The organism is Streptomyces boncukensis (assembly GCF_011045075.1).
In the GTDB taxonomy this organism is placed as follows: Bacteria; Actinomycetota; Actinomycetes; order Streptomycetales; family Streptomycetaceae; genus Streptomyces; species Streptomyces boncukensis.
This window is the reverse complement of the sequence record NZ_JAAKZZ010000968.1, coordinates 1-1,295: the sequence shown is the minus strand read 5'-3', so window position 1 is coordinate 1,295 and position 1,295 is coordinate 1. Positions and strand designations below refer to the sequence as shown.

The 1,295-nt window shown below is 75.1% G+C and carries 1 protein-coding gene; it reads left to right on the top strand.

Annotated elements, in window-relative coordinates; translation table 11 throughout:
- Positions 1-236 precede the first annotated feature (236 nt).
- Positions 237-1,274, top strand: a complete 1,038-nt coding sequence (locus G5C65_RS37370) for an LLM class flavin-dependent oxidoreductase (RefSeq protein WP_165303478.1) — start codon at positions 237-239, stop codon at positions 1,272-1,274.
- Positions 1,275-1,295 lie beyond the last annotated feature (21 nt).

Sequence of the window (1,295 nt, the reverse complement as noted above, 5' to 3'; positions counted from 1 at the left end):
GTACGCGGGGGGCGGGCGGCCGTGCCCGCACCGTCTCCAGCCTACGCACGCCCGCGCCCGGCAGTGCCAGCCATCCACAGGGGCACGCCCAGCGGCGTTCATCTGATGAATGGCGGGCCGGGCCGTGCCCTTGGCACGTGTCAGGCGTTATTGCTAAAGAGGACTCCGGCCGCGGCGGGGTGCGCGGCACGGGGTCCGTGAGGTTCTCGGGGGCGGTCTCAAGAGGGCGGTGGACCATGCGAGTTGGAGCTTTTGTCCTGGGCGCGCAGTTCCCGGGCCAGAGGCAGGGGGAAGCGCTGCGCCGGGTGCTGCGCACGGCGGAGAGCGCCGAGGAGGCCGGGCTGGACGACGTCTGGCTGGCCGAGCACCACTTCGTTCCGTACGGGGTATGCCCGTCAGCGGCGACCGTGGCGGCGCTTCTGCTGGGGCGCACACGGCGGATTGGCGTCGGCACGGCCGTCAGCGTGCTGCCCAACGCACACCCGGTCGCGCTGGGCGAGCAGACCGCGCTGCTGCATCTGCTGTCCGGCGGGCGCTTCACGCTCGGCGTCGGGCGCGGCGGGCCCTGGGTGGACCTGGAGGTCTTCGGCGGCGGTATCGACGCGTACGAGAAGGGGTTCCCGGAGTCGCTGGACCTGCTGCTGCGCTGGCTGCGCGAGCCGCGCGTCGGCGCGGACGGGGAGCGGTACCGCTTCCGGGAGGTCCCGGTGGTGCCGAGCGCGGGCGCCGCCGTCGCGGAGGGCGGCGCACCGCCCGGCGTACTGGTGGCCTGCACCTCGCAGGACACGGTCCGGCTGGCCGCGGCGCGCGCCCTGCCGATGCTGCTGGGCATGCACTGCGGCGACGACGACAAGGCGGACATGGTGGCGCTCTGGCGGCACGAGGCGCGCGCGGCCGGGCACTCCCGGGACGCGGTCGAGGAAGCGGCGGCGTGCCATGTCTCGGCCGGGGTGGCGCAGGTGGCCGACTCGCGCTGCGAGGCCGTGGAGGCGCTGACCGCGGCGATGCCGGGCTGGCTGCGGAACGGCCTGGGGGCGCATGTCACGGTGGACGGGCGCAAGCGCCCGATGCGCGATCCGTTCGGCTATACGGAGCTGCTGTGCGATCTGCACCCGGTGGGCCCGCCCCGGCTGTGCGCGGACCGGCTGGCCGCGACGGCGAAGCGGACGGGCATCGAGCGGTTCGCGCTGCTGGTCGAGGGCACCGGGGACACGGCGGCGACGGAGCGCAATGTGCGGCGGATCGGCGCCGAGGTCCTCCCGCTGCTCGTGTAGCGGCGGGGGCGGGTGCAGAGG